The sequence below is a fragment of the Roseiarcus sp. genome (genome assembly GCF_052145395.1).
In the GTDB taxonomy this organism is placed as follows: Bacteria; Pseudomonadota; Alphaproteobacteria; order Rhizobiales; family Beijerinckiaceae; genus Roseiarcus.
Genome location: NZ_JBKQOT010000551.1, coordinates 1 through 8,259 on the forward strand (window position 1 = coordinate 1; position 8,259 = coordinate 8,259).

General features: G+C 66.4%; 8 protein-coding genes and 1 pseudogene. 5 read left to right on the plus strand and 4 right to left on the minus strand.

What is annotated here, in order from left to right:
* Positions 1 to 242: 242 nt before the first annotated feature.
* Both ACLP25_RS18950 and ACLP25_RS18955 read right to left on the minus strand, forming a co-directional pair.
* Positions 243 to 375: pseudogene (locus ACLP25_RS18950) on the minus strand (cytochrome b/b6 domain-containing protein); the annotation flags it as partial.
* A gap of 568 nt (positions 376 to 943) precedes the next feature.
* Positions 944 to 1,882, minus strand: a complete 939-nt coding sequence (locus tag ACLP25_RS18955; protein ID WP_442470718.1) for a LysR family transcriptional regulator — start codon at positions 1,880 to 1,882, stop codon at positions 944 to 946.
* A gap of 222 nt (positions 1,883 to 2,104) precedes the next feature.
* Between ACLP25_RS18955 and ACLP25_RS18960 the strand changes: the two genes are divergently transcribed.
* Positions 2,105 to 2,737, plus strand: a complete 633-nt coding sequence (locus tag ACLP25_RS18960; RefSeq protein WP_442470719.1) for a CGNR zinc finger domain-containing protein — start codon at positions 2,105 to 2,107, stop codon at positions 2,735 to 2,737.
* 308 nt (positions 2,738 to 3,045) lie between these two features.
* On the opposite strand, the gene guaD is transcribed toward ACLP25_RS18960, so the two are convergent.
* Positions 3,046 to 4,344, minus strand: a complete 1,299-nt coding sequence (guaD, locus tag ACLP25_RS18965) for a guanine deaminase (RefSeq protein WP_442470720.1) — start codon at positions 4,342 to 4,344, stop codon at positions 3,046 to 3,048.
* Positions 4,341 to 5,762, minus strand: coding sequence for an allantoinase PuuE (puuE, locus tag ACLP25_RS18970; RefSeq protein ID WP_442470721.1), 1,422 nt, complete (start codon positions 5,760 to 5,762; stop codon positions 4,341 to 4,343). The genes guaD and puuE overlap by 4 nt, the downstream gene beginning before the upstream one ends.
* Before the next feature lie 130 nt (positions 5,763 to 5,892).
* Between puuE and ACLP25_RS18975 the strand changes: the two genes are divergently transcribed.
* The 4 genes from ACLP25_RS18975 to ACLP25_RS18990 all read left to right on the plus strand — a co-directional run bounded on the left by ACLP25_RS18975 (position 5,893) and on the right by ACLP25_RS18990 (position 8,228).
* Positions 5,893 to 6,693: an enoyl-CoA hydratase/isomerase family protein gene (locus ACLP25_RS18975; protein ID WP_442470722.1), complete on the plus strand. Its 801-nt coding sequence runs from the start codon at positions 5,893 to 5,895 to the stop codon at positions 6,691 to 6,693.
* A gap of 28 nt (positions 6,694 to 6,721) precedes the next feature.
* Positions 6,722 to 7,507 carry a TSUP family transporter gene (locus tag ACLP25_RS18980; protein WP_442470723.1) on the plus strand — a complete coding sequence of 262 codons (786 nt, stop codon included), beginning with the start codon at positions 6,722 to 6,724 and terminating at the stop codon, positions 7,505 to 7,507.
* 99 nt (positions 7,508 to 7,606) lie between these two features.
* Complete coding sequence (gene rpsT / locus ACLP25_RS18985) at positions 7,607 to 7,873, plus strand: 30S ribosomal protein S20 (RefSeq protein WP_442470724.1); 267 nt, start codon at positions 7,607 to 7,609, stop codon at positions 7,871 to 7,873.
* 67 nt (positions 7,874 to 7,940) lie between these two features.
* The gene (locus ACLP25_RS18990) at positions 7,941 to 8,228 is read left to right on the plus strand and encodes a DUF3297 family protein (protein ID WP_442470725.1); all 288 of its coding nucleotides are present in this window, start codon (positions 7,941 to 7,943) and stop codon (positions 8,226 to 8,228) included.
* Positions 8,229 to 8,259: the final 31 nt, after the last annotated feature.

Genomic DNA, 8,259 nt, shown 5'->3' on the forward strand with positions numbered 1-8,259 from the left:
AGGCCCGCGCCTTTCTGATGATGGCCTCCATCCGCCTCATGGTCAGAAGGCTATGCCGCAGCTACGCATGATCCCGGACAGACTCTAAAAACTCGGGATGGTGATCCAGTCCGGCCACGCGCGCGCATCGTATTCACCGTCGGATTTCGACCAGCCTAGGACGCCGGTGGTGTCAATGCGCCAATGCTCCAGTTGGGCGTACCCACGCGTGCCGCCTGAACCGTCTTCAGAACCGATGGAGAAGAAAGGCCTGTCGGCGTCCGCGCCGTACATTCCCCAATACAGTCTTGGATGTGCATTGAATATGTTCAGTCCGCTTCCGAGCAGGAAAACGATGCAGAGAGCGTTGATCCAGTGCGTGATGCGGACTGGCAGACGGTGGCGATAGAAGGCCTCTTTGGCTTCCGAGTGCGAAAACGCCCGTCGAACTCGGGGGAGTGACGATCGGATGACGCCTTCGACGTCCGCCGTCACCTTTCGCCGAAAATCGACGACCGTCGAAATCAACAAGACGACCGCTGCGCGCACGCCGGCCTCCTATCGGTGTTTCACCAACGGGGTCGCGAACCGGCGGAGGAAGTCTCGTGCAGCGTCGCGGAGACCAGCGCCGTTGTGCGGGCGCGGCGAGCGAAACAGCGGCGCTCGTTGAATCATTGACGTCGTCTCCTGCGGCTTCGTGGCGATGGGCGCCAACCAATTAGGCGCAGGGACGGTTGTCGAAGTGAAATGCCGATTGGCGATCGATTCGATAGCCGCCGTCTATAGAGCACAGCCGTCGCGCCAGGGGCGATTGTCCGGCGCTTGACCGGCCTGGGAGGGCTTGAGCTGCAGCGAGGGCGGCGTTACCACCCAAGGCGCCAGGACCATGATCCTCACATCGGCGACAACGCGGGCGACACCTGCCTTTTGTGACGGAACCCATCGTACATTCGGTTCGAGCGGCCTACGCAGCCGCCTCGCCATCGCCCACCAGCGCGCCCGCGGAATCCATCACCCGCTCCGGCCGCTTTCCAAACCAGGTCTTCCGCATCGCTTCGCGCACAAGCGAGCCGACACCCGGCGAATAACGACGGCCTCTGACGCTCACCAGGCCTACCTGTCGCCAAAACTCGGGCTGGACGACCGGCAGACCAATCACGCCGGGGTGTTTGACCGCGTTTGCCGGCATGAACGCAAACCCCAACCCGGCTGCGACCATAGCCAGGGTCCAGTCGTCGCGCTCGCTCCAATAGACGGGGTTGCAGGTGACTCCTTTCTCGCGGAGTACCCCGTCGGCGTAACCGGCGAACTCGCAGTTCACGCGATGGATGTAAGTTTCGCCATTCATCGCCTGAACGGGGAACGCCCCCGTTTTGACGAGACGGTGGCCGCGGTGAACGGCGAGAACCATCCGCTCGCGAAACAGGGGAATCGAGTGAATACGCTCGTCGGGCTCCTCGCCTGGTAGGGCGTAGATGGCGACCTCGAGATCGCCAGCCAAAAGCCGCCCGCGCAGGTCCTTCGCGTTCGCATCGCAAAGTTTCAGCTCGACCTCGGGGTGGCGGGTGCGGATATTCGCGATGAGATCGACGATCTCGTCCGGCGAGATCGTGCTCATGATCCCCAGTTTGAGCGGCCATTTTTTCGCGAACTCTCGAGACAGGCGCTTGACCAACCTCGACTGGTCGTAAACCGATTGAAGGTATGGACGGGCCATGAGGCCAAGATCCGTGAGGCGTGTCGAGTCGCGCTCGCGGCGAAACAGCAGCCCGCCAAGCTCCTCCTCGAGAAGCTTGATAGCGCGCGACAGCGACGGTTGCGTCACATTGCACTGCTCGCTTGCGCGGGTAAAATTAAGCTCCTCGGCCACCGCGAGGAAATAGCGAACCTGATGCATTTCCATGACGATCTCCCGGGTAACGTCGACAGAGGTCCCATCGCGGAAGTGATCGGAAATCGGTCGGCGTAGTCTCCCGCTCGCTTAATCTCAGATACACGTAACCAGATGACAGGCCAGAAGAAGGTTATCCACCGCGGGAATAACTTGGCAAGCGGCGCTTGACCGGTTATCGGAATTGGTGGTGGGCCAGCGAGCGGCCCGACCACCCAGAAGAGAGTCAGGACGATGGACCACCGCCCGCCTGCGATCTTTGTCGGCGGCGCGCCCGGCCTGGATTTCCTCAATTCAATCGCGACGCCACTCGATACCCCCGTCGATTGGCTTGATGATGGCGAAGGCTATCTGAGCTGGCTCGAGCAAGCCCACCTGGTCCCGGGCGAAGTTCTTCGGGACATGAGGGCGCGCGCGCTTCCGGGCGAGCTTGACAAGCTTGCGGACCAGGCGCGGAGCCTGCGGGAATGGTTCAGGGGCTTCGTCGGCCAGCACAAAGGCCGCCCTCTGACAGCCGAGACTCTGGCTGAGCTGGCCCCGCTCAACCGCGTGCTCGAGCGCGACGAAACCTTCAGCCGCATCGCCGTTCCTCCAGCGGGTCAATGGCCCTTCCGACTTGAGGTCCAGCGTCGCTGGCGCAACCTTGACGCGCTCTTGCTCCCCGTCGCAGAGGCGGTGGCTCAGTTCGTGTGCACGGAGGACTTTTCGCACGTGAAGGCTTGCGAGGGGCCGGCCTGCACGCTCCTTTTCGCCGACCATACGCGGGGGCATGCGCGGCGCTGGTGCAGCATGGCGATTTGCGGCAACCGGGCAAAACAGGCAGCGCACCGCCGTCGCTTCAAGGCGCATCAGAGGATGGGGTCGTAGTTTCGAAGACTACCGCCCCCCAAGGGAGTCGTTACGGACCCCGCGCTCATCACGCGCGGCGAGCGGCCACACAAACAAAAATTTTGATATTTTCGGAAATCTGTGCCAATATGATTCTGATAACAATTATACCGAGGTTGCCCAATACCGTCGCCGCGAAATCGAAAGGAAGGAAGTGTCGAGGCGTCTCCGGCGCGCAAGCCCAGTCGGCTCCGCGTTGAAAAAGGGACAGTTTTGTGCGCTCAAACCGCTGAAAAACCTGAGTCGCCGCCAGGACTGCGCGACACTGGCGAACGCCTCGCGAAGGTTCACGCCTTTCGCGGCTCCCCGGCCACGTAAGTCTGCCGGACAGCGCGGTCGTCGCCGAGGGTGACGAGCACGAACAGCTCCTTGTCGAGGTCCTCCACGGTCTCCATCCGGTGCGCCATGGCGGGCGTCGCGCGCGAATCGAGCACGACGAGATCGGCGTCCTTGCCGACCTCGATCGAGCCGATTGCGTGGTCAAGACCCAGCGCCCGCGCGTTGCCGAGCGTCATCTGGTAGAGCGCCGCCGCGGCCGGCCAGGACTGGCCATTGAGCTGCAGGACCTTGTAGCCCTCGGCGGCCGTCCGAAGCATCGAGTAGCTGGTGCCGCCGCCGACGTCGGTGGCGAGCCCGATTCGCACGCCGGCGCCGGCGAGGCGCGACCGGTCGAACAGTCCGGAGCCGAGGAACAGGTTCGAGGTGGGGCAGAAGGCGGCGACCGACCCGGTTTCGGCCATCGCGCCGACCTCGTCCTCGGTCATGTGGATGCAGTGTCCGAACACCGACCGCGGCCCGAGCAGGCCCGCCCGGCGGTAGACGTCGAGATAGTTCTTCGCCTCCGGAAAGAGCTGACGGACGAACTCGATCTCGTCGGTGTTCTCGTCCACGTGCGACTGCATGTAGACGCCGGGAAATTCCTTCATCAAGGCCCCCGCCGCGTCGAGCTGGGCGGGAGTCGAGGTGATGGCGAAGCGCGGCGTCACCGCATAGTCGAGCCGTCCGCGGCCGCGCCACTTTTCAATCAGCGCCTTGCTGTCGTCATAGCTTGTCTGAACGGTGTCGAGCAGCGCCTTCGGCGCGTTGCGGTCGAGCATCGCCTTGCCGGCGATCATGCGCGCGTCGACCCGCTCGGCGGCGGCGAAGAACGCCTCCGCCGACTGCGGATAGACGGTGCAATAGACGAGCGCTGTCGTCGTGCCGTTGCGGAAGAGCTCATTGAGAAAGAACTCGGCGACGCGCTCGCAATGGGAAGGGTCGGCGAATCGCTGCTCCTCGACGAAGGTGTAGTTGTGCAGCCAGTCGAGCAGTTGCGCGCCGTACGAGGCGATCACCTGGGTCTGGGGATAGTGGATGTGGACGTCGATGAGCCCCGGCATGACGATCGCGTCCGAATGGTCGTCCACGGCCGCGCCTTCGGGCGCGCGGACGAGAACGTCGCGCGCCTCTCCGACCGCCGCGATGCGCCCGTCTTCGACGAGGACCGCCCCGTCCTCGAAGGTACGGCGGGCCGAGGCGCCGGCCTCGGCCGGGTCGTCGGTGAACGTGAGGACGCGGCCGCGGATGACGCGCTTACCGCCGTTCACGGCAGAATATCCTGAAGGCGCAGCGCGGCGATGCGGTCGATCTCGGCGAGCGCGGTCCGGGTCTCAGCGTCGGCGTCGTTATTGAGCCGCTGCTCGAACGCCGCGAGGATCTCGGCCTTGCTCTTCCCCTTGACCGCCATGATGAACGGGAAGGCGAAGCGCGCGCGATAGGCGTCGTTGAGTTCGGTGAACTTCATGAGTTCGTCGGGGCTCAGCCGGTCGAGCCCCGCGCTCGCCTGTTCCCCTATCGATTCGGCGGTCAAAACTTTGGCCTGCGCGAGACGCCCGGCGAGGTCGGGGTGGGCGAGGATCAGCGCGCGCTTCTCATTGTCGGTCCCTCTCGCGGCCGCCGCCGCCATCGCGCGGGCGAGTCCCTCGCCTGTGTCGGCGTCCGCGGGCAGTCCCGCGTCATGAGCCGCCGCCGCGATCCAGGGGGAGTGCTCGTAGACGCCGCCGAACCGCTCGACGAACAGCGTCCGGGTCAGCTCGGTCGGCTTCCAGCCGCCCGGCGGGGCGTGCTTTCTGATCCAGTGGCGCGCGATGTCGAGCCGGGTCGGAACCCAGGCCTTGTCGTGGGCGAGCACGTAGTCGAGGAACCGCGCGAGCGACGCCGCCCGGCCCGGACGGCCGACGAGCCGGCAGTGCAGGCCCACCGACAGCATCTTCGGCGCGACGTCGCCCTCGGCGTAGAGGGTGTCGAACGAGTCCTTGAGATACGTGTAGAACTGGTCGCCGCAATTGAAGCCCTGCGGCGTGGCGAAGCGCATGTCGTTCGAATCGAGCGTATAGGGCGTCAAGAGCTGCGGTCCGCGCGGGCCCTCGATCCAGTAGGGCAGGTCGTCGGAATAGACGTCGGCGCAATAGACGAAGCCGCCCTCCTCCATGCCGAGGCGGATCGTGTTCACCGACGAGCGCCCCTGGTAGAAGCCGAACGGACGCTCGCCCGCGACCTCGGTGTGGATGCGGATCGCCTCGGCGATGTGCTGGGCTTCCAATTCGGCAGGCGCATCGCGATAGTCGATCCACTTGAGGCCATGGGTCGCGATCTCCCACTTGGCTTCGTTCATCGCCGCGACCGCCTCGGGATTGCGGGCCATCGCGGTGGCGACGGCGTAGACGGTGACGGGAACCGACCGTTCGGTGAACATCCGTTGCAGGCGCCAGAAGCCGGCGCGCGAGCCGTATTCGTAGATCGACTCCATGTTCATGTGGCGCATGCCGGGCCAGGGCGCGGCACCGACGATCTCGGACAAAAAGGCCTCCGAAGCCGCGTCGCCGTGCAAAATGTTGTTCTCGCCCCCTTCCTCGTAGTTAATGACGAACTGCACGGCCACGCGCGCGCGGTTCGGCCAATCGGCGAACGGCGGCGTGCGGCCGTAGCCGACCATATCGCGCGGATAATTGTCTTTGCTCTTCATGCCGCTTCAGTCCCTCGCGCTTGCTTCGCGCCGCCTTTTGGCGCCACGCTACGATACGGCGTCGTTTGCTCCAACCCGGCAAATGCTCCAGAAAGGACGCGGCCCACGTTCCCCGCTGTCGAAGAGCCCCATGACCGACATTTCCCTGAGCTTCGAGCCGCCGCTCGCCCGGATCGTCCTGAACCGGCCGGAGCGGCGCAACGCCATCTCGCGCGCCATGTGGCGCGCCCTTCCTGCGATCAAAACCGCGATCGAGGCGCAGCCCGAGGCGCTCGTCGTACTGGTGGAAGGCGCGGGCGGCCACTTCAGCGCCGGCGCCGACATTTCCGAGTTCGACGAGGTCTACAAGGACGCCGCCGCCGCGCGCGACTACGGGGACTCCATCCAGGACGGCCTGAGGGCGCTGATGGAGATCGACCGACCGACGATAGCGGTCCTGCGGGGCAATGTGGTCGGCGGCGGAATCGCCCTGGCGATCGCCTGCGACCTCCGCTTTTGCGCTGCGGACGCCTATCTCGCGATCACGCCGGCCAGGCTCGGCCTCGTTTACGGCCATGCCGAGACCCGCCGCCTCGTCGAACTCGTCGGATCGGCGCGGGCGAAGGACCTCTTGTTCACCGGACGGCGAATCGAGACCGACGAGGCGCTGGCGATCGGCCTGATCGATCGGCGGATCGAGACGGCGCTGCTCGACACGGTGCTCGGCTACGCGCGCGGCCTCGCCGGGCTCAGTCAGGCCTCGATCCGCGGCGGCAAGCGGGCGGTCGACGCCATCGCGGCCGGGCTGATCGTCGAAACGCCGGCGTTCCGCGCGCTCGCCGAGCAGGCCGCGCTCGGGCCGGACTTCGCTGAAGGTCGCGCCGCCTTCGCCGAGAAGCGTCCCGCGTGTTTCGCCTTCCGCGGCGCGACGCAAGCCGTCCCGCAAGCGTGAGACGGCCCGCCGCGTTCGACAGGCGCGCATGACGCCGCTGGTACTGGCGACGCTCGCAATCGTCGGCTTCGCGTCGGGATTCGTCGACGCGATCGCCGGCGGAGGCGGACTCCTCACGCTTCCGGCGTTGGCGCTCGCCGGCCTCGATCCGGTGGCGGCGGTCGCGACCAACAAGCTCGCCTCAACCTTCGGCTCCGGCTCGGCGACGCTTTCCTTCTGGCGCGCCGGCAAGATCGAGGCGGCGATGGCGCCGGCCGCGCTCACGGCGGCCTCAGGCGCAGCGCTCGGCGCGCTCGCCCTGCCTTGGGCGCCGCGCGCGGCCCTTGCCGAGGCCCTGCCGGTCGTCCTCATCGCGGTGGCATTCTATTTCGCCTTCGCGCCACCCCTCAGCGAGGCCCGGCGTCCCGCGCGGCTCTCGCTCGGCGGCTTCGCCGCGACGCTCGCTCCGGCGATCGGCTTCTACGACGGGGTGTTCGGACCGGGGGCGGGCTCCTTCTACATGGTCGCGCTCGTCGTGCTCGGCGGCCTCGGCCTCACCCGGGCGATGGCCGGGGCGCGCTTCGCCAATTTCGGGAGCAATATCGGCTCGCTCGCCGTCTACGCCGCGTCCGGCCACATCCTGGTCCCCGCGGGCCTTGCCATGGGCGCGGGCGCGTTTCTCGGCGCCCGGGTCGGGGCGCATGCGGCGCTCCGGGCCGGAGCGCGGCTGGTGCGGCCGCTGATCGTCGTCATGAGCTGCGCCATGGCGGCGAAGCTGATGTCCGCGCCGGGCGGCCTCATGGCGCGGGCGTGGTCTTTCTCGTTCGGCGGTTGACGCCGGACGGGCGAGAAGCATATAAGCCCGCGATCCAGGCTGGGCGCTCGCCCGGCCCGATTCATTTTGCGCCGACGCGCTCCCGAGGGAACCGAGTTTATGGCCAATACCAAGTCGGCCCAGAAAGCCGCACGCCAGACCATCCGCCGCACCGCGGTCAACAAGTCGCGCCGCAGCGAGATGCGCACCTATGTCCGCAAGGTCGAGGAGGCGCTTGCCGCCAAGGACCCGAAGGCGGCGGCCGAGGCGCTACACGCGGCCGAGCCGAAGCTCGCGCGCGCCGCGCAGAAGGGAATCGTGCACAAGAACGCGGCCTCGCGGAAGATTTCGCGCCTGACGAAGCGCGTCAAAACCCTCGCCGGCTGACCTTTTCCCGCTGACCGCCCCGGCGCCGGATGTCCCGCGGCGCTGGAGCGATTCGACGGACGTGGCCATGACAGAGCCGGCCCCGGCGACCGATTCCCTTCCCGATCGGCTCAGCGTCGATCCGGCGAGCCCGTTTTATGACGAGGCGGCGCTGGCGCGCGGAGTCGGCATCCGGTTTCGGGGCGCCGAACGCCGCGACGTCGAGGAGTATTGCGTCAGCGAGGGCTGGATTCGCGCCCCGGCCGGCAAGACCCGCGACCGAAAGGGCAATTTGCTGCTCATCAAGCTCACCGGACCGGTCGAGCCTTATTTCCTGACGCCGCCAGCGTCTGGATTTGCTGCTGACGGAAACTGACAGCGCCCACACACCCATCGAACTGCACTCG